The 19458-nt window shown below is 65.9% G+C and carries 18 protein-coding genes; 11 read left to right on the plus strand and 7 right to left on the minus strand.

The annotated features are described in order from the left end of the window. Positions 1 to 18 precede the first annotated feature (18 nt). On the plus strand, positions 19 to 858 hold the full coding sequence (locus tag F3S47_RS05970; RefSeq protein WP_223877737.1) for an IclR family transcriptional regulator domain-containing protein: 840 nt from the start codon (positions 19 to 21) through the stop codon (positions 856 to 858). On the opposite strand, the gene F3S47_RS05975 is transcribed toward F3S47_RS05970, so the two are convergent. Genes F3S47_RS05975 through F3S47_RS05985 form a run of 3 tightly spaced genes read right to left on the minus strand, consistent with a single transcriptional unit; the run spans position 855 to position 4556 of the window. Further along, positions 855 to 1982 carry an NAD(P)/FAD-dependent oxidoreductase gene (locus F3S47_RS05975; RefSeq protein ID WP_191090096.1) on the minus strand — a complete coding sequence of 376 codons (1128 nt, stop codon included), beginning with the start codon at positions 1980 to 1982 and terminating at the stop codon, positions 855 to 857. The two genes, F3S47_RS05970 and F3S47_RS05975, sit on opposite strands and share 4 nt — an antisense overlap. After that, positions 1975 to 3621 (minus strand): 2Fe-2S iron-sulfur cluster-binding protein, encoded by a 1647-nt coding sequence (locus F3S47_RS05980; RefSeq protein ID WP_150444344.1) that lies wholly within the window; start codon positions 3619 to 3621, stop codon positions 1975 to 1977. Before F3S47_RS05980 ends, F3S47_RS05975 begins: the two co-directional genes overlap by 8 nt. Beyond that, positions 3618 to 4556, minus strand: coding sequence for a 3-hydroxyacyl-CoA dehydrogenase NAD-binding domain-containing protein (locus tag F3S47_RS05985; protein ID WP_150444345.1), 939 nt, complete (start codon positions 4554 to 4556; stop codon positions 3618 to 3620). The genes F3S47_RS05980 and F3S47_RS05985 overlap by 4 nt, the downstream gene beginning before the upstream one ends. Before the next feature lie 94 nt (positions 4557 to 4650). On the opposite strand from F3S47_RS05985, the gene F3S47_RS05990 reads away from it, so the two are divergent. Then, the gene (locus F3S47_RS05990) at positions 4651 to 5412 is read left to right on the plus strand and encodes an SDR family NAD(P)-dependent oxidoreductase (RefSeq protein WP_150444346.1); all 762 of its coding nucleotides are present in this window, start codon (positions 4651 to 4653) and stop codon (positions 5410 to 5412) included. Positions 5413 to 5427: 15 nt separating this feature from the next. Here the strand turns inward: F3S47_RS05990 and F3S47_RS05995 are convergent, their stop codons facing one another. Genes F3S47_RS05995 through F3S47_RS06010 form a run of 4 tightly spaced genes read right to left on the minus strand, consistent with a single transcriptional unit; the run spans position 5428 to position 9057 of the window. Beyond that, positions 5428 to 6117, minus strand: coding sequence for a glutathione S-transferase family protein (locus tag F3S47_RS05995; protein ID WP_150444347.1), 690 nt, complete (start codon positions 6115 to 6117; stop codon positions 5428 to 5430). A gap of 53 nt (positions 6118 to 6170) precedes the next feature. Further along, a complete protein-coding gene (locus F3S47_RS06000; RefSeq protein WP_150444348.1) occupies positions 6171 to 7274 on the minus strand; it encodes an NADH:flavin oxidoreductase/NADH oxidase in 1104 nt (367 codons plus the stop codon). Continuing rightward, positions 7271 to 8209 carry a dihydrodipicolinate synthase family protein gene (locus F3S47_RS06005; protein ID WP_150444349.1) on the minus strand — a complete coding sequence of 313 codons (939 nt, stop codon included), beginning with the start codon at positions 8207 to 8209 and terminating at the stop codon, positions 7271 to 7273. Before F3S47_RS06005 ends, F3S47_RS06000 begins: the two co-directional genes overlap by 4 nt. 17 nt (positions 8210 to 8226) lie before the next feature. Continuing rightward, positions 8227 to 9057 (minus strand): sugar phosphate isomerase/epimerase family protein, encoded by an 831-nt coding sequence (locus F3S47_RS06010; protein ID WP_150444350.1) that lies wholly within the window; start codon positions 9055 to 9057, stop codon positions 8227 to 8229. A 103-nt stretch (positions 9058 to 9160) separates the two neighbouring features. Here F3S47_RS06010 and F3S47_RS06015 point away from each other — a divergent pair, with 103 nt between their 5' ends. The 9 genes from F3S47_RS06015 (at position 9161) to F3S47_RS06055 (ending at position 19374) form a co-directional block, all read left to right on the plus strand. After that, the gene (locus F3S47_RS06015) at positions 9161 to 10279 is read left to right on the plus strand and encodes an NAD(P)/FAD-dependent oxidoreductase (protein WP_150444351.1); all 1119 of its coding nucleotides are present in this window, start codon (positions 9161 to 9163) and stop codon (positions 10277 to 10279) included. A 103-nt stretch (positions 10280 to 10382) separates the two neighbouring features. Further along, positions 10383 to 11822 carry an NAD-dependent succinate-semialdehyde dehydrogenase gene (locus F3S47_RS06020; RefSeq protein ID WP_150444352.1) on the plus strand — a complete coding sequence of 480 codons (1440 nt, stop codon included), beginning with the start codon at positions 10383 to 10385 and terminating at the stop codon, positions 11820 to 11822. A gap of 136 nt (positions 11823 to 11958) precedes the next feature. After that, complete coding sequence (locus F3S47_RS06025; protein ID WP_150444353.1) at positions 11959 to 13566, plus strand: ABC transporter substrate-binding protein; 1608 nt, start codon at positions 11959 to 11961, stop codon at positions 13564 to 13566. A gap of 24 nt (positions 13567 to 13590) precedes the next feature. Continuing rightward, positions 13591 to 14568, plus strand: a complete 978-nt coding sequence (locus F3S47_RS06030) for an ABC transporter permease (protein ID WP_150444354.1) — start codon at positions 13591 to 13593, stop codon at positions 14566 to 14568. Continuing rightward, on the plus strand, positions 14565 to 15455 hold the full coding sequence (locus tag F3S47_RS06035) for an ABC transporter permease (protein ID WP_150444355.1): 891 nt from the start codon (positions 14565 to 14567) through the stop codon (positions 15453 to 15455). The genes F3S47_RS06030 and F3S47_RS06035 overlap by 4 nt, the downstream gene beginning before the upstream one ends. A gap of 7 nt (positions 15456 to 15462) precedes the next feature. Continuing rightward, positions 15463 to 16440, plus strand: coding sequence for an ABC transporter ATP-binding protein (locus F3S47_RS06040; RefSeq protein ID WP_150444356.1), 978 nt, complete (start codon positions 15463 to 15465; stop codon positions 16438 to 16440). Continuing rightward, on the plus strand, positions 16437 to 17408 hold the full coding sequence (locus F3S47_RS06045; RefSeq protein WP_150444357.1) for an ABC transporter ATP-binding protein: 972 nt from the start codon (positions 16437 to 16439) through the stop codon (positions 17406 to 17408). The genes F3S47_RS06040 and F3S47_RS06045 overlap by 4 nt, the downstream gene beginning before the upstream one ends. Positions 17409 to 17421: 13 nt before the next feature. Next, on the plus strand, positions 17422 to 18570 hold the full coding sequence (locus F3S47_RS06050) for a M24 family metallopeptidase (RefSeq protein WP_191090097.1): 1149 nt from the start codon (positions 17422 to 17424) through the stop codon (positions 18568 to 18570). A 51-nt stretch (positions 18571 to 18621) separates the two neighbouring features. Further along, a complete protein-coding gene (locus F3S47_RS06055; protein ID WP_150444359.1) occupies positions 18622 to 19374 on the plus strand; it encodes an SDR family NAD(P)-dependent oxidoreductase in 753 nt (250 codons plus the stop codon). The last annotated feature ends 84 nt before the right edge of the window (positions 19375 to 19458 follow it).

Raw genomic sequence — 19458 nt, forward strand, 5'->3', positions numbered from 1 at the left:
GAAGAGATGGCGAAACCCGTGAAGACCAATCCTGTCCAGGCGACCAGCGACATCCGGCTGGGCACCGTCACGCCGGACTCCGGCGACGATCAGGAGAAGCTGTCGAGCCGTGATTTCGTCAGTTCGCTGTCCCGGGGCCTGGAAATCCTGTCGAGCTTCAGCCGCACGTCGCGGAAGATGACGCTTTCGGAAGTCGCCGCAGAAACGAACATGAGCCGAGCGACCGCACGGCGTTTTCTTCTGACGCTGGTCAAGGAAGGATTTGTCGTGACCGACGGCAAGCTCTTCGATCTGACGCCCAAGGTTCTCGACCTCGGGTTCTCAGTCCTGTCCAAGATCGGGGTCTGGGACCGTGCCCGTCCCTTCATGGAGCGCCTGTCCGAGCAGACCGGCGAGAGCTGCACGGCCGCCATCCTCGACGGGCTCGACGTCGTCTATGTCGCCGGTGTCCAGGCCCATAACATCATCAGTGTCGGCATCACCGTCGGCAGCCGCCAATCCGCCTTTTACACGGCCAACGGCCGGGTGCTTCTGGCCGCGCAGCCGGAGGAGAATTGGGACGGCATCATCGCCAACGCCCGTCTCGTCCCCCGGACTCGGCACAGTGTGACCAACAAAGCCGAGTTGCGCGGAATTCTCGAGGACGTGCGCGAGCAGGGTTGGTCCCTCGTGGACCAGGAACTGGAAGAGGGCCTTCTCTCAATCGCGATCCCCCTCAGGTACCGATCGGGCGTGATAGCCGGCTCGATCAACATCGCAATTCCGTCGATACGGGCGACCCGCGAGACCATGATCGAGACGTACCTGCCGAAGCTCCAACAGACGGCCGAAGACATCCAGCTTTCGCTCGCACACTAGCTCCGCCAGCGGGCCGGGCTGTAGGGGGCGGGATCGATGGGAGGGTCCGTCCCCAGGGAAAGCGCGGCCGCCGCCTGGCCGGTGATCGGACCCAGAGTGTAGCCCGCATCGCCCGGCAGGGCGAGAAAGACGCGGCTACCGTTCCGCACCGGTCCGATTGTCGCCTTGCCATCCACGGGCGTGTTGTACCCCGCCCAGGTCCGGAGCACCCGGAGCCCGGCGATCCCCGGGGCGATCCGCGAGGCGAGCGCGACGTTGCCCAAAAGGCTCTGGCGCCGGATCGTGGGCGCTCGCGATTCCGCGCTGGCGAGGTTCGCATCCCAGCCGCCGCCGATCACCACCTGCCCCGAACGGAACTGCTTCAGCGTGATCGGTCGCTCGGCATGCTGGACGAGATGTCGGATGCGGTAGTCGCCGGCCTCGGTGATGTTCATGTGGAGGGGCTCTGGCGGGGTACCGATGGTCAGCCCGAGCGGCTTTGCAAGGGCCTCTGCGCCCCAGGCCGCGGCGACGAGGATTGCGCCTGCCGAATAGGTCGCCCCTTCTCCCTCGGCGGTGGGCGGGCTGCCCTCCTCGATCCGCGTGATGCGATCATGAACATGCTCCACGCCGAGAGACCCCAGTGCTCCCCGCATCTTCCGGTTTGCGACCAGAGGGTTAAGCTTGCCCTCGTTGCGGCAAAGCTCCGCCCCCGCGATGGCCTCCCCGAGCCAGGGCGCGAGCGAGAAGAGCTCGTCTCGATCGAGAATCTCGACGTCGAGCCCCTTGCGCGTCTCGCGTTCGGCCTTCTGGCGCAGGAAATCGAGCTGTGCTTCGTCCTCGGCCAGCATGAGGCCGCCCTCGCGCGTCAGTTCAACCCCACCGAGCCGGGTATCGAGCGCCTCCCAGGCGGTCACGGCGGAGAGATAGAGAGGTAACGAGCTTTCGAGGTTGTCCGCCAGATGCGGGTTCAGCCGCAGGAAGCGGCTTTGCATCTGTACATGGAGACTGCCCGCGTTGGCGTGGCTTCCGGCATTGCGCTGGGCGTCAACGATCGTCACGCGCGCCCCGGCCTGGGCAGCGAAGAGTGCGGCGGACTGGCCCGTGATGCCCCCGCCTATGACGAGGAGGTCGGTCTCAGTCACCCTCGCCCTCCAGCAGGGCTTCGGCGGCAGTTATCGCCGCGATGTCGACTGGCTTGACCGGGACGCGGGGGGCGAAGAAGGACAGGTCTTCCAGCGGCCGCCCGGACCTTCGGGCCATGATCCCAGCAACGGCAGGACCGCAGTACCGTCCCTGGCAACGGCCCATGCCGACTCGCGTGGCCCGCTTGAGCGCACCGATATCCGTCGGGTCCTCGGCCAGTGCCGCGTCGAGATCGGCTTTGGTGACTTCTTCGCAGCGGCAGATATGGGTCTCCGGCGCGGCGCTTTCGGGGTGGGGCAGGGTGGCGGCATAGACGCGCCAGAGGGCGGTCTGAAAAGCGCGATGCCGGGCGAGTTCCGCGGTGTCTGCAGGCACAGGCGCGGCGCCGACGGCAGCGCGCCCCGCGATCCGGCCTTCGACCATGGCGGCGGGTGCACCGCCAAGGCCGCAGCAATCGCCAACGGCATAGACCCCGGGCGTAGTGGTTTCGCAGGTGCCGGTCCGCGTCACACGCAAGTGGTCGAAACGGCTGTCAAACGTCATGTCTGTGCCCAGGAGCCGAAGTATCTCGTTCTGCGGCTGGAAGCCGTAATTCAGGCAGACCGCGTCGGCGACAACGGTCCCGCTCCGGCCGGCGGCGGTGTAGGTGACCTCCAGCCCGGCATCGGTCTGGCGGATTCTGTCCGGAAGGGCATGATGGACCGGGCGAATCCCGCGCCGGCGCAGTTTCGCCAGCATGTTCAGACCCTTTCGTGACAGCGCCGGATCGCGACGGGACATGTCGAGCGCCGCGGGCAGGCGATGCCATGCGGGCGGCGCGGCCTCGGCGAGGGTCACGACATCGGCGCCACCCTCCGCCAGCTCCAGTGCCACCTGTGCGACGAGGGGGCCGTTTCCGAACAGCGCCACGCGCTTGCCGGGGAGCGTCCGGTAACTGCGCCAAAGAGTCTGCGCCGCCCCCACCGTCATCACGCCGGGCAGCGTCCAGCCGGGGATCATGGCGGGCCGCTCGTAGGCGCCCGTGGCGACGATGAGTTTTTCCGGGGCGATGGCGTAGACCTCTTCGGGGCCTGTCGCCATGATCTCGGGTCCATCGAAGGCGCCCCAGACCTCCGTTTGTGGCAGGATCTGCACACCGGCCTGCCGTGCAGCGGCAACAAGGGCACCGCCCTCGGTCTGCTGCGCGTCGAGCGGTGGCCGCTTCGGGTCCGCGTCTTGCTTGTAGTATTGCCCGCCGGGAACCTTGCGCTCGTCCAGAAGGACGACGTCGGCCCCGGCCTTTTTGGCCTCGATCGCTGCGGATAGCCCTCCGGCCCCACCACCGACGACGAGAACGTCCGGCGTCAGCCGCCGAGGCGTCAGCGTCCGGGGCTGCGGAGGGCTGAGCGGTGGCCGGGCAACTTGCGTCTGCACGGTCAGACCCTCGCGCGCCTCCGTCATGCAGGCCCGCTGGTTCGGGCGGCCGTCGATGGTCACGAGGCAGTCTTGGCAGACACCCATTCCGCAAAAGATGCCGCGTCGGGCCTGCCTGTCCGTCTCGCGGAAGGCTCGATGCCCGGCTGCGGTCAGTGCGGCGGCAATCGACGCGCCCGCATCGCAGGAGATCTCGTGCCCGTCGAAGGTGAAGCGGAGCGTCATTGGCCGGAACTCTTCAGGATTTCCCGGCGCGCGTCCAGAAGTCGGGCGAGGGCCTCTTCGCGCCAGGCGCGGCGGGCCGGGAGGTCGTCCTCGGGCAGGATAGCGCGGCGCTCGGCCTCGACCTTGTCCACGAGTGCGGGAGACCAGTTGGGGTTCGTTTCTCCCCGGTCGTGTCCGATCGCTGCGTAGGCGGGGCCGAGCCGCTCTGCATGGCCCCGGATGCCTCCGGCAGTGTTCAGGTCGGCGGTCTCGAACGGCCCGGACAAGGCCCATCGGGGACCGAGCCCGTCGCGGACCAGACCGTCGAGAGCGTCGACGCCGATCACGCCTTCGTCGACCAGTCGGTAGGCCTCCCGCAGGAGGGCGCTTTGCAGGCGATTGAAGACGAAGGCAGGAACTTCGCGGCCAAGAAGGGCCGGGTGGTATCCTGCAATGCGGAAGATCTCTTCGGCTCTTTGAATGGCTTCGGGCTTTGTCCCGGGCGCGGGGACCAGCTCTAGCACGCGAAGTAGGCTGGGCGGATTGGCCGGGTGGGCGACGAGGCAGCGGGACTGGTCCGCTTGCTCCGGCAGGATCCGGGAAACGGGGATCGCGGAGGAGGCGGTTGCGATGACGGTGCCTTCGTCGATGCGGGTCAGCAGGTCGCGGAAGAGCGCCTGCTTCGGCTCGAGCCTTTCAGGTCCAGCCTCGATCACCAACGGTTGGGTGATCCGTTCAGGCAAGGTCGCGAGGATTTCCGCCCGGCCCCTGGGGACGGGCAGTCCGGCAAGCTCCATCGCTGAACCGTGCCGCCCGATGAGGCCGGGCGCGGCCGACCGGGCATCCTCGTCTGGGTCGCAAATGGTGACGGCGAACTGGGCGGCGAGGAATGCGGCGGCAAAGCCGGTTCCGATGGGACCCGCGCCGAGAATCAGGACCGACTGCGCCTCATTCATGTTGCCCGACTCCGTGATCGTCTCTAGAAGTGTTCGTTATGTGAACTTTTGTGCGCAATGACGGAGGGCGTCAAGGGCGCGAACGGAGAGAGGCATGCTGGACGGCAAGACGATACTCGTGACGGGCGCTTCGAAAGGCATAGGCCAGTCGATCGCCCGGGAACTGGCGGAGCAGGGCGCCCGGGTGGTCGCGCACTACGGCAGTGACCGCGCCGGTGCGGCGGCTGCAATGGAGGGCGTTCCGGGAGACCGGGCGATCCTGCTGCAGGGCGATCTCGCGACGAAGTCAGGGGCCGACCGCATGTTCGAGGAGGCGCTGTCGCTGACCGGTGGCCTCGACGGTTTCGTGAACAACGCCGCCGTGATGCATTTCTCCGGTGGCATCGACGATAGCGACGAGGATTGGGACCGGGTCTGGGAAGAGACCTTCCAGGTGAACGTCTTCGCGGCCTCGCGACTTCTCCGTGCTGCGGTCCGGCATTTTCGGAAACGGGGCGGCGGAGAGATCGTCGGCATTTCGAGCTGGGCCGCACAGAAGGGCGTCACCAACCCCCAGACCATCGGCTATGCCGCCTCGAAGGCGGCCTTCAAGGCTGCGCTGCAGACGGTGGCGACGGGCTACGCGCGGGACGGCATACACACCTACATCATCGCGCCTGGCGTCGTGGATACCAAGATGAGCCGCGACTTCGCCGAGAGCCAGGGAGGACGAAAGGTCGTCGAGGATCGGCTGACGATGGGGGAGTTTGTCCCTCCGTCCGATATCGCCGCCCTCGCTGCCTTCTGCCTGAGCGGTCGCTGCCGTCACCTCTCGGGCGCAACGCTGGACGTCAACGGAGCCAGCTATGTTAGGTGACGGAGTGCCGACAGGTCAGACGACCGGGTCCGGCGCGAAGAGCTGCGGGTAGAGCGACCGCATCGCCACTTCGTCAAACTCTTCCTTCCAGTCGTGCCGATCCTTGAGGGCATGAGCACGTGCGGCGGCAGGGCGCGCCTCGATGGCTTTCAGCATCCGGGCGATATTCGGGTAAGTCTCGAAAATCGCCTCGTCGCCCATCATGTAGGGTAGGCGCGGAGCCCAGCCCCAGACGGCCATATCGAGGATCGTGTAGGTGTCGCCGAGCATCCATTCGCCCTGGCCCAGCCGGTCCTCGATGATCTGCCAATGTCGCCGCGCCTCGAAGTCGTAGCGCTTCACGGCATAGGGAGGCTTCTCGGGGGCGAAATTCCTGAAATGGACGGCCTGGCCCGAAAAAGGCCCGAGCCCCGATGCGATGAACATGAGCCACGACAAGAGCGGGCCCCGCTGGCTCGCGTCAGGTAGAAACTGGCCGGTCTTGTCGGCGAGGTAGAGCAGGATCGCGTTGCTGTCGAAGACCACCGTCTCGCCGTCTGTCAGCACAGGCAGCTTGGCGTTGGGGTTTAGCGCCTTGAAGGTGTCGCTGTGCTGCTCGCCCTTTCGGGTGTCGATCGGCACCGGCTCGTAGTCCAGCCCGGACTCCTCAAGGAAGAGCGCCACCTTCATGGGGTTCGGCGCCATGTTGTAGAAAAACCGGATCATCTGGCCTCCCTAAGGGAAAGGACAGGGGCGCCCGGTCGGGGCGCCGCCTGCGTTCAGGATGCGAGCTTGAGGTAGAAGGCATAGAGCTTCGGCAGGACCGACGCCGGCTCCGGGTGCCCAAGCGCCTGTGCGGCGTGGTAGGGCCATGCCGGATCGCGGAGCATGCCCCGCGCGAGCGCGACGAGGTCGGCCTTGCCTTCAGCGACGATATCGTTGGCCATCTCCGGCTCGGTGATCATGCCCACCGAAGCCGTAGCGAGACCGGTTTCAGCCTTGATCCGCTCGGAATAGGGGACCTGGAAGCCGGGCTCGGGCTTCTGCTGGGCGATCCGCATCCCGGCGGGAATGCCGCCGCCGGAGGCGTCGATCAGGTCGACCCCTTCGGCCTTGAGCGCGTGGCACAGTGCGACCGTGTCGTCGAGGGTGAGGCTGCCGCCCTCTCCGTCGACACAGGATGCGCGATAAAGCAGAGGCATGTCATCCGGCAGCACGGCGCGAATGGCGCGCGCCACTTCCACGGGGAGCCGCATCCGGTTCTCGACCGGGCCGCCGTAGTCGTCGTCCCGCTTGTTCGAGAAGGGCGACATGAATTCGTGAAGCAGGTAGCCGTGGGCGCCGTGGATCTCGACCCCGTCGAAGCCCGCATCGAGCGCGCGGCGTGCGGCTGCAGCGAAGTCGTCGATGATGCCCGCGATTTCCTCGACTGTCAGCGCCTTGGGCGTATGCCAGCCCTCACGTGCCGGAATGGCCGAGGGGGCATAGGTCTGCCATGGCGGTTCCGAACTGCCCGGTTCGAGGGGTCCGCCGCCGTCCCATGGCCGCATTGTCGAGGCCTTAGCGCCAGCGTGGTTGAGCTGCACGAAGACCGGGATCTCCTCGGCGTGGTAGAGGGCGGTAATCCGGCGCCAGCCCTCGACCTGGGCGTCGTTATAGAGACCTGGGCAACCGGGGCTGATCCGTCCGGCGGGATTGACGCCAGTCGCTTCGACCACGGCCGACCCGACGCCCGACGTCGCGTATCGCCCGTGGTGGGCTCGATGCCAGCCGGATGGAACGCCATCCTCTGCTTGGTACTGGCACATCGGCGCCAGCATGATGCGGTTCTTCGCGGTCACGCCGCGCAGGGAGAACGGGGAGAAGAGGGGGATGTCTGTCATGCCGCCTTGCTTTCCAGCTCGTCCATCAGCCGGTCAAGGTCATCCATTACGCCCTTCAGCTTCGCCGCGCGGGTCCGGCCCTCCTCGCCCAGCGATGCGAAGGTGGTCAGCGGCGGACGGACGTCGCCGATCGGGCATCCGGCTTCTGCCGCCAGCGCCTTCGAATAGCACTGATGCCCGTAGGTCGGATGGCCCTCGGCGATGACATGTTCGATCACCGTGATGTGGCGCTGGATCCGCTTGGCGTCCTCGATCCGGCCGGCCAGTAGCATGTCCCAGATCCGGGTGGAGGCCCGAGGGATGTAGTTGCCGAAGGGGTTCACGTAGCCGACCGCGCCGAGCAGGTAGCTCTCGACGATCCGCTCCCCGGCGAAGACATTCATTACCCCTTCGGTCTCCTCGACGATGTCGTAGACACGGGCGACGTCCATCGAGGCCTCCTTGATGTAGCGCACGGTGTCGAACTCGCGGGTGAGGCGCCCGACCAGCTTTGCCGACATGTCCACGTTCGACGTGACCGGGTTGTTGTAGAGCATGATCGGAAGATCGCAGGTCTTCGTGATCGTGTCGTAGTAGCCGACGATCTCGTCCTCGGTGGGCGTGTAGTAGTAGGGCGGGATGATCATCAGGCCCTGGGCCCCGGCCTCCTGCGCTTCCCGTGCATACCTTGCGGCGGTCGGCGTGTGGGCATTCGCCGCGCCGACGAGTACGTCGATCCGGCCGTCCACGTGGGCGACAGTGTCCTCGACGTAGCGGCGTCGCTCGTCGTCGCTGACGGTCAGGAATTCGCCCGAGGTGCCGAGGATGATGACACCCGGCACGCCCTGCGCGATCTGCCAGTCGATGAACTTGCGGTTCGCAGCGAGGTCGATGTCACCACCGTCAGTTGTGAACGGCGTGACGTTGACGGAATAGCTTCCGCGAAACTCTTTCATGGCGTCTCTCCGGAGGATTACAGCGCCGACCAGCCCAGGTCGGCTAGGATGGCGTGGGATTTGCGGTAGTCCCCGTCCGGGTCGTTGGCGGGGTCGTTGGCGTCGGCGATGATTTCCAGCACGGTCATCTTGTCGTACCCGATATCCTTGAGAGCCTGCATGGTCGGCGCCGGATCGACGATCCCCGTGCCCAGGGCCTCGTGCTTGAAAACGTCGGCGGGCGTGTCGGAAAGATGCACGTTCTCCACGAGATCGCCCAGCATCCGGATCGCATCGCCCGCATCTTCCTTGATGTAGACGCTGTTGCAGACGTCGAAGTTGACGCCGACGTCACCGATCTTTTCGCAGAGCTCCTTCATGTCCTGTGCCGTGGGGCGATGGGTGAAGGGCACGTTTTCGAGCAGGATGCGAACTCCGGCGCCCTTGGCATGCTCGACGACCGCCTGCGCGCTTTCGACGAACCAGTCATCGAGCCAGGCCGTCGGAGGGTCGATCAGGCCGCCGTAGGGACCGGGGATCATGACCACGTAGGGGCAGGACAGCTCTGCGGAGAGGTCGACCGCTTCGCGGTAACGATCAATCGTGTACTGCCGCATGAGGCGGTCAGGCGCATTCGGGTTGTTGTCGATCAGCGGGTAGCAAAGCGACGTGATCGAGGTCCCCTCGCCGTCGAGCCAGGCCTTGTACTCCTTGGTCTCCGAAGCGGAGAGATCAGCGGGCCAGCAGTGCGGCGGGAAGATCATCAGCTCGAATTTCTTGTACCCCAGGCCCTGAAGGTGGCGCAGGGAGTCGAGACCTGACTTCGAATAGAGAAAGGGAAAGGTGCTGGCTGCGACCTCTAATGCCATGGGAAACCTCCGTGGTGGTGCTGTCACGCCGCTCGTTGTTCATTATGCGGACAAAAGTTAGTATATCGAACACAAACATCGGTTCAACGGGGATATTGCACGGATGCGGTACGATCTGGCCGTCATCGGCGGCGGGCTGGCGGGAACCGCCACGGCCTACTACGCAGCCCGCGCAGGCGCGCGCGTGGTCCTGCTCGAGCGACACGATGTGAACCTGGGCGCCTCCGGTTCCAACGCCGGATCGATCCATGCGCAGATCCCCTTCGACCCCTTCCGGCGCCTCGGCGCGGATTGGGCCCGGCACTACTCCGAGGTGCTGCCACTCTTCATCGAATCGATCGGGCTCTGGGGTCGACTTCAGGACGAGTTGGGCGGCGATCTGGGATTCGTCGCCAAGGGCGGGCTGATGGTGGCCGGAACCGAGGCCGAAATGGATATGCTGCGCGAAAAATCCGCGATCGAGCGGGCGCAGGGTTTGCAGGTCGATCTCTGGGATCAGGGCGACTTGTCCGAGCGCGCGCCCTTCCTGACCGAGGGATTTCCCGGTGGTGCTTTCTGCCCGATCGAGGGAAAAGCCGACCCTTTTCGCGTCGCCCCCCTGTTCCTGCGCCGCGCACGGGAGGCAGGGGCCAAGCTGTTGCGTAATGCGCCGGTGAAGGCGATCGACGTGGAAGCCGGTGGCTTCGCCATCGCCGCGGGCGACAGGACGGTCCACGCCAGCCGTGTCGTTAACGCGGCCGGCGCGCAGGCAGCCGAGGTTGCGGCGCTCCTGGGCGTGACAGTGCCCCTGGATGCCCACCCGATCCAAGTGAGCGTGACCGAGAAGCGACCCCCGCTGCTCTCCTGGCTTCTCTACTTCACCTCGGAGAAGCTGACGCTGAAGCAGGCCCCTGAGGGCGGGTTCCTGATCGGCGGCGGCTGGCCGGCGCGAATGCGCGGCGGACCCGTGGTCGACCACCGCTCCGTGCTGCGCAACCTCGCGCTGGCCCAGCGGCTGGTGCCAGGGCTCGCCGACGTCCAGATCGTCCGGAGCTGGGCCGCCATCGTCAACGGGACGAAGGACTGGCGGCCGATCCTCGGGGAGGTCCCACAGGTGCCGGGCTTCTTTCTCAATCTGTTCCCGTGGATGGGCTTCACTGCCGGACCCGCGGTGTCGCGGGCTATCGCGTCCCTGGCGCTCGGGGAAAGGCCGGACGTAGACTTGGCTCCCTTTGCGCCCTGAAGGGTCCGCGGCGACCGAGGTTCGATGATCAGTTGCCAGACCGACCAGATGTTCGCTATACGAACTTTTGTACGTCAAATTTTGCGCACTTGAAGGGAACGTGATGTCCGACTTGCTGCAACAGGCTAATCTCATTGCCGGTGAATGGACCCTGGCCGACAATGGCGAGACCATCGACGTCACCGATCCCTCCGACGGCCAGGTTATCGGCAAGGTCCCGAACTCCGGCGCGGCCGAGACCCGCCGCGCGATCGAAGCGGCCAACGCGGCTTTCCCGGCCTACGCTGCCAAGACGGTGACCGAGCGCGCGGCGCTCCTGCGGGCGCTCGCCGCCGAAATCACCGCCAATGTCGACGAGCTGGGCCGCATCCTGACGATGGAGCAGGGAAAACCCCTAGCCGAAGCCAAGGCCGAGGTTCTGTCCTCCGCCACCTACGTGCAATGGTTCGCCGAAGAGGTCCGCCGCGCACGGGGCGAGGTGATCCCGTCCCCATGGCCCAATCGCAAGCTGATGACGACCAAGCACCCGGTCGGCGTCGTCGCGGCGATCACGCCCTGGAATTTCCCGTCGTCCATGCTTGCCCGGAAGCTCGGGCCGGCATTGGCCGCCGGATGCCCGGTGGTCGTCAAGCCGGCGACCGCGACGCCCTACAGCGGCCTGGCCTGGGGTGTTCTCGCCGAGCGCGCAGGTTTCCCGTCCGGCGTCGTCAACATCCTGACCGGCTCCGCCCGCGCCATCGGCGGCGAGATCATGGACAATGCACTGGTTCGCAAGGTGACCTTCACCGGCTCTACCGAGATCGGGAAGGAGTTGCTCCGCGGTGCCGCCGGTACGGTCAAGAAGGTGTCCATGGAGCTTGGCGGCAATGCGCCATTCATCGTCTTTGACGACGCCGACCTCGACCGCGCGATCGAAGGCGCGATGATCGCCAAGTTCCGCAACGCCGGACAGACCTGCATCTGCTCGAACCGCGTATACGTCCAGGCGGGCATCTACGACGCCTTCGTCGAGCGACTGGCCGAGCGCGCGAAGGCGCTCAAGGTCGCGCCCGGTCTCGAGGAGGGGGCGGAGCAGGGGCCGATGGTCGATGGCCCGGCGCTCGCCAAGATCTCCGAGCTCGTCGAAGATGCCGTGGGCAAGGGCGGCCAGGTCCTTGCCGGCGGCGCTCCGCACGAGCGCGGGGGACTTTTCTACGCGCCCACGGTCATCGCCGGTGCGACCCCTGAGATGCGTGTCACGCAGGAAGAAATCTTCGGCCCAGTTGCCCCGGTCTATCGCTTCGAGACCGAGGAAGAGGCCATCGCCATGGCCAACGACACCGTCTACGGCCTCGCCGCATATGCCTACACCGGTGACCTCGGCCGTGCCTTCCGGCTGCAAGACGGGCTCGAGTACGGGCTGATCGGAATCAACGAGGTGCTGATCGTCACGCCGGAGATACCGTTCGGCGGGCTCAAGGAATCCGGGACCGGAAAGGAAGGCGGCTGGCAGGGTCTCGATGACTACCTTGAGACCCGCTACACCTGCATCGGCGGCCTGTGAACTAAAGTTCGCCCTGTGAAATTTGTAGACCGAATCATCTCTCACGCTGTATAAAAATTTTACATACGTGAACGGATTTAACCGTTCCGAAGGGGCGGCGGATGGCCGGCGCCTCAACACAGCAAGGAGAGGTTCCATGAGACTGTGGATGACCGGCGCCATCTGCGCCGCACTGGTCACGGCCGTTCCCGCGACCGCACAAGAAGTGCTGACGATCGGGGTGCGTTCCGAGGCCAGCTCGCTCGACCCGCATTGGACGCAGTTGTCCGCCGATGTTCAGGTTCACGAACATATCTTCGAGAAGCTCGTCGGCCTCGACAGCGCCTCGCAGCCGATCCCCGGCCTTGCCGTCTCATGGGAGCCCATCGACGACACGACCTGGGAATTCAAGCTTCGCGAGGGGGTGACCTGGCACGACGGAGAGCCCTTCACGGCCGAGGACGTGATCTTCACCTTCGACCGGCTCAAAGCCGGGATCTCCGGCGCACCCGCATCGCCGGCCTTCCAGCTCGACAAGGGTGGCAAGGAGTGGGTGGCGATCGACGACCTGACCGTTCACATCACCACCGATGGACCCTATCCGACGGTGGCCGAAGACCTCGCAATGCTGCCCATCATCGCGCAACACGCGGCAGAGGGCGCCGAGGAATCCGTGGACTTCAACAACGGCGAGGCCACAATCGGCACGGGCCCGTTCATGTACGGCACCTTCAACCCCGGCGACAGCATCACGCTGGTCAAGAACCCCGATTGGTGGGGCGGCGAGGTGGAATGGGACGAAGTCGTCTTCCGTCCGGTGACACAGGATGCCTCGCGGCTTGCGGCGCTTCTGAACGGCGACGTCGACATCATCGACTATCCGCCGACGGTGGATCTGCCGCAACTCGAGGAAAACCCGGACTTTACCGTCACCACGATCCCCTCCGACCGGCTGATCTACCTCATGCCCGGCTACAAGCACGTCGAGCCCTTCATCACGGACGCGAACGGTGAGGCGATGATGCCGAACCCGCTCCGCGACTGGCGGGTCCGCAGAGCTTTGAGTCTTGCGATCAACCGTGAAGCCATCCGGGATCGGATCATGGGTGGCGCCTCGCTTCCGGCGAAAAACATCGTGCCGCCGGGCTTCTTCGGCTACGTCGAGGACCTCGAGGCCGACCCCTACGACCCCGAGGAGGCACAGGCCCTGCTGGAAGAGGCCGGCTACGGTGACGGCTTCAACATCACCCTGCACGGACCGAATGACCGTTATATCAACGACGCCCGCATCCTGGAGGCGGTCGCCCAGATGTGGAGCCGAGTGGGCATAACCACGCAGGTCGATGCAATGCCGCGGAACATCTTCTTCTCGCGCCTGATCCGCGGTGACGAGCTCTCGATGCCCGGCTTCGACGTGCCCGAGTTCTCGATGTCGCTGACCGGCTGGGGCACCGTTGCGGGCGAGGCGACCTACACGGTCTCGGGGACCCTGGAGACCTACAACGCCGCGACCGGCGGCGGGAATGGCAACTTCGGCCGCTATTCTAACCCCGAGATCGACGCCCGTTCGGTCCTGGCCAAGCGAACCATCGACCCCGATGACCGCCTTGCACTGCTGCAGGAGGCGATCCGGATCGGCATGGACGACTACGCCTACATCCCGCTGCACTTCCAGGTGAACAGCTGGGCCATGCGCGCCGGCATCGAGCACGAGCCTCGCACCAACGAGCGCACGCTGGCGACCGAGATCAGCCGGGTCGAATAGTACGGCAGCGGGCGAGGCGGAGAGATGACCGAATATATCATCCGACGGGTGCTTCAGGCCCTGCTCGTGCTGATCGTGATGACGATGCTGGTGTTCTTCGGCGTCAATGTCATCGGGAATCCGGTCTACATCTTCGCCTCGTCCGAGTGCGACCAGGCTTGCCTGGACGCGATCATCACCGACCTCGGGCTCGATCAGCCCATCTGGCGGCAGTACCTGACCTTCGTCGGCAACCTCGTGCAGGGCGACATGGGGCGCTCGTTCACCCACGGTGTTCCCGCCCTGCACCTCATCTTCGAGCGACTCCCGGCGACATTGGAGCTGGCCTTCTCCGCTCTCGTGCTCGCCCTCGCCTTTGGTCTGCCCATGGGGATTTACGCCGGGCTGCGGCCATACGGCTGGGGTGCAAAGCTGATCATGTCCTTCTCCATGATCGCCTTCTCGCTACCGGTCTTCTGGATCGGCATCATCATGATCCTGACCTTCTCGGTGCAGCTCGGCTGGATGCCCTCAGTTGGGCGGGGAGATACGGTCGATCTCGGGTTCGTCGAGGTCAGTTTCCTGACTCTCGACGGCCTCCACCACCTTGCCATGCCAGCCTTCACGTTGTCGCTCATCATGATGGCGATGGTGATCCGGCTTGCCCGGGCGGGCATGCGCGAGGTCATGTTCACCGACTACATCAAGTTCGCCCGCGCGAGCGGTGTGCCCGAGCGCCGGGTCCTCGGAGCCCATGCCCTCAAGAACATCCTGATCCCGATCGTCACCGTTCTGGGGATGGAGTTCGGCGGCGTGATCGCCTTCGCGGTCGTCGTCGAGTCGATCTTTTCCTGGCCCGGCGTAGGCAAGATGCTGATCGACGCCATCGCCGTGCTCGATAGGCCTTTGATCGTGGCCTACCTCATCTGCGTCGTTTTCATGTTCGTGACGCTGAACCTGCTCGTCGACGTGCTGTACTCGCTGCTCGATCCGCGGATCCGGTTGGGCGGTGGCAAGGCATGAGCATCGCCTCCGCCCCTCCAGCCGCCGGCTCCGCCCGTGACCTGACACGGCGGTTCCTCAAGGACCCGGGCGCGGTCATCGCGCTGCTCGTCTTTGCCGCGTTCGGCGTCGCCGGCTTCGGTGCCCCGCTGATCGCACCGCAAAATCCGTACGACCTAGCGCAGGTCGATATCCTCGACAGTCTGCTCGAGCCGGGGAGCGAGAGCTTTACCGGCATGACCTACTGGCTCGGGACGGACGGGCAGGGCCGGGACATGCTCTCGGCCATCCTTTACGGCATCCGCATCTCGCTGGTGGTCGGACTAGCCTCCGGCCTCCTGGCGTTGGCCTTCGGCACGGTCGTCGGCCTGATCGCCGCCTACCGGCGCGGCTGGGTGGATACCCTACTGATGCGGATCGTCGACCTTCAGTTGAGCTTTCCCACCATCCTCGTCGCACTGATCCTTCTGGTGATCCTCGGTCGCGGCGTGGACAAGATCATTTTCGCTCTCGTCGTCGTTCAATGGGCCTACTTTGCCCGTACGGTCCGGGGTGTCGCGCTCGTCGAGGGCGCGCGGGACTACGTGGAGGCGGCGCGGGGGCTGCGCCTCGGGGGCTTTCGCATCCTGATGGGGCACATCCTCCCGAACTGCCTGCCGACCATGCTGGTCGTCGCAACGATGCAGATGGCCATGGCGATCTCGCTCGAGGCCACGCTCAGCTTCCTCGGCCTCGGTCTGCCGCCGACGCGGCCGTCGCTCGGGCTGCTGATCGCGAACGGCTTCGACTATCTTCAATCGGGCCGCTACTGGATAAGCGTGCTGCCCGGGCTCGTCCTGCTCGCAATCATCATCAGCGTAAACGTCCTCGGCGACCGGCTGCGCGACGTCCTGAACCCCAGATTGTGAGGCTGCGATGACCCCCGTCTTGGAGCTGCGCGATCTGCAGACAAGTTTCGAGATGCCTGAAGGCACCGTCCACGCTCTGCGCGAGCTGTCACTGAGCGTTTCCCGCGGCGAAATCCTCGGGCTGGTCGGAGAAAGCGGCTCGGGCAAGTCGCTCACCGGCTTCTCGATCAACCGGCTCATCAGCCCGCCGGGACGGGTCACGAAGGGCGAGGTACGCCTGCATGGCAGGGATATCCTCCCACTGCCGGACAGCGAGATGCGCAAGCTCCGTGGCCGCAAGATCGCGATGATCTTCCAGGATCCGATGATGACCCTGAACCCGGTTCTGCGGATCGAGACGCAGATCCGCGACGTTCTCCTCGCCCACGAAAAACTCTCGAAGTCGGAGGTCCGGGCGCGGGCTCTTGCCGCTCTCGATGAGGTGGGTATCCCGGCACCCGAGGAGCGGCTGCGCGTCTACCCCCACCAGCTGTCGGGCGGGATGCGCCAGCGCGTCGCCATCGCCATCGCGCTTTTGCACAAGCCCGACCTCGTCATCGCAGACGAGCCCACGACCGCGCTCGACGTCACTATCCAGGGGCAGATCCTCGCACTGGTCCAACGCCTCTGCCGCGACCGCGGCACAGCTCTGATCTGGATCAGCCATGACCTCGCGGTGGTTGCCGGCCTCGCCGACCGAATAGCCGTCATGTACGCTGGCCGGATCGTGGAGGAGGGGCCCATAGACGACATTCTCGACGCGCCCGCCCACCCCTACACGCGCGGCCTGATCGACTCGGTTCCCGTGCCAGGCCAACGCGGCGGACGGCTAAGGCAGATCCCGGGGCGGATGCCGGCGCTGACCGACCTGCCGACCGGCTGCGCATTCGCTCCGCGATGTGCGCGAGCGACGGAGAACTGCGCCGAGGTTCCGCAGCTGATGCCGTTCGGCGAGGACCGGAAAGTGCGCTGCGTCCACCCATTGGCCGCCGGGGAGGCGGCATGAGCGATCCGGTGCTCTCCGTCCGCGGTCTCGGGCGCCGCTTCGGCTCCGAGGGTGACTTCGTCGCCCGGGGCTTGCGTAAGCTCGGCCTGGCGCCGCCGGCGAGCGTCGTCCAGGCGGTCGAGGACGTCTCCTTTGATCTCTACCCGGGCGAAGTGCTCGGAGTCGTGGGCGAAAGCGGTTGCGGCAAGTCCACGCTCGGCCGGATGGTCGCCGGTCTGCTCGAGCCGACGTCCGGCACGGTCACGCGGCCCGATGCGGAGGGGAGGGCGCTGCCGATGCAGATGATCTTCCAGGACCCGTTCTCGTCGCTGAACCCGCGCAAGAGAGTGAAGGCGCTGATCGGTGAGGCGCCGCGCGTCCACCGCCTCACTTCGCCGTCCGAAGTGGAGGCCTACGTGGCCGACATGATGGATCGCTGCGGGATCGACCCGTCCTATGCCACCCGCTTCCCCCATGCCTTCTCAGGTGGTCAGAGGCAACGCGTCGGTATCGCCCGCGCCCTCGCGGTCAAGCCCGAGATCCTGGTCTGCGACGAGGCGGTCAGCGCGCTGGACGTATCGATCCAGGCGCAGATCGTGAATCTCTTCATGGACCTGCGGGATGAGCTGGGCCTGACCTATCTCTTCATCAGCCACGACCTCGGGATCATCGAACATATCTCGGACCGGGTGCTGGTGATGTACCTCGGCCGCGCGGTGGAAACCGGACCGGTGGACCGCATTTTCGATGCTCCGGCCCACCCCTATACGCGCGCCCTGATCGACGGTGTGCCCCGGCTCGATCGCCGTCGCGCGATCTATTCCCCGATCAAGGGCGACATCCCATCGCCCGTCGACCCGCCCCCCGGCTGCGCATTCCACCCGCGCTGTCCGCTTGCCACCGAAATATGCCGGGTCGAACGGCCCGTCCTTCGCGACATGGGCGATGGCCGACAGGCCGCCTGTCACCACGCCGAATCCCAAATCTGAAAAGGAGAGCCCCTTGGCCAGTTACTCGGACCGCATGACCCGGTTCTGCAACAGCATCGACGGCAAAGCCGACCTGATCTTCTTCCCGATCGGCACCGACCTCGACTACCTCACCGGTCTGCACCGGGAGATCCCGACCTACGGGCGCAACCTGCATCCGGGCGGCTGGCTCGAGGGGATGTGGATCGCGCCGGGCCGCGAACCGATCCTGACCCTCCCTCGGATGACCGCCGAGTTCGGAAGCGCCGGCAAGATCACCGGTGTCGATCTGCGCGTGCTGGGCGACTGGGACGATCCGGTTCAGATGGTGCAGGGCATTCTGAAGGACCTGGGCATCGGGGAAGGCGCGACGGTCGCGGTCTCCGAGGACGGCGAGGCCGAGGCGCTGATGGAGCTCCAGAAGCTGATTCCTGGCGTGCAGTTCGCCAACGGCACCAAGCTGCTGCGCCCGATCCGGGTCATCAAGGATCAGGACGAGATCGATCTCCTGAGACGCGCGGGAGAAATCACCGAGAAGGCCTTCGCCGCCACTGTGAAGAACCTCAGGATGGGGATGACCGAGCTCGAGATCAGCTCCGAAATCGACTACCAGATGCGGGCTCACGGCTCACTGGGGCCTTCGTTCACCACGTCGCTCTACAACTCCGGCCCCGATCACCCGCTGCGCTTCGGCGACAAGCTGGGGACCTGGCCGCGCAAACTGGACAAGCCGGTTTCGGTCAACTTCGACTTCGGCGCCGTGCTGGACGGGATGTGCTACGACTTCGGCCGGACCGTCGCCTTCGGCGCCCCGACCGACGAGCAGCGCCTCGTGCACAAGCTGGTGATGGAGAGCCAGGCCGCGGGCATCGCCGCGCTCAAGGCGGGCAAGGTGACCTGTGAACAGGTCGACAAGGCCGCTCGCGACGTCTTGGAGGAGGCAGGCTACGGCAAGGACTTCCGCCACCGGCTGGGCCACGGCATCGGCTGGGACGTGCACGAGCCTCCGTTCCTGACCAAGGGCGACACGACGGAGGTCAAGGAAGGCATGATCTTCACCATCGAGCCCTCCATCTTCCGCGACATGGACTTCAGTGCTCGCGTCGAGGACTGCATCGTCGCCCGGCCCGGCGGCGGCGAAGCCCTGACAAGCGGCTTCCAGGAGCTCATCGTCATCGAGTGACGCCCCGCGCGCCCCGCAGTCACCGGGGCGCGCCCCGAGAAGGACCACGGAATGATCGACCTTGGCGGCAAGACTGCGCTGATTACCGGTGGCTCGCGCGGGCTCGGCCGAGCCACCGCGAATGCGATGGCCGGAGCGGGTGCGCGCGTCTGCATAGTCGACCTGCCGCAGGCGCTGGAAACGGCCGGTCTGCCGGAGGACTGGCAAACAGTTCCGCTCGACCTGACCGCACCCGAGGCGGAACAGGAGCTGGCTGCCGCGATCGAGGCTCTCGGCAAGCTTGATATCCTCGTCGCAAATGCCGGTATTGTGCCTCCTTGGCGGCGGATCGCAGCGCTGGATTTCGAGGAGTGGGACGCGGCCTTCGCACTGAATGTCCGTGGCGTGGCGCTCTGCCTCAAGGCGGCCGCGCCGCACCTTGCCCGGACCAAGGGATCAGCGGTGCTGATGTCCTCGATCAACGGCTATACGGCCCATCCCGACCAAACACTCTACACCGCGACGAAACACGCTGTGCTCGGCATCGCGCGCGCGGCAGCGTTGGACCTCGGCCGGGATGGCGTGCGGGTCAACGCCCTGGCGCCCGGGCCCATTCTCACCGATGCCCTGCGCGGTCGTATCGAGACCCGGGCTGCGGCCGGCGGAATGCCGGTCGACGAGGCCATCGGCGCGCTGTCGGCCCAGACCGCCCTAGGCCGGCTCGCGACCGAGGCCGATGTCGCCAGCGCCGCTTGCTTCCTTGCTTCGCCTCTGGCGGCGGGGATCACCGGTGTACTGCTGCCGGTCGAGGCCGGTCTCGCCTGACGATCCCGGTCAGCTCCACGTCAAGTCTGTTCGGAACGGCAAAGAAAAACCGCGGCCCGAAGGCCGCGGTCGTTATCGGGCCAT

Source organism: Histidinibacterium aquaticum, assembly GCF_008710275.1.
GTDB lineage: Bacteria > Pseudomonadota > Alphaproteobacteria > Rhodobacterales > Rhodobacteraceae > Oceanicola > Oceanicola aquaticus.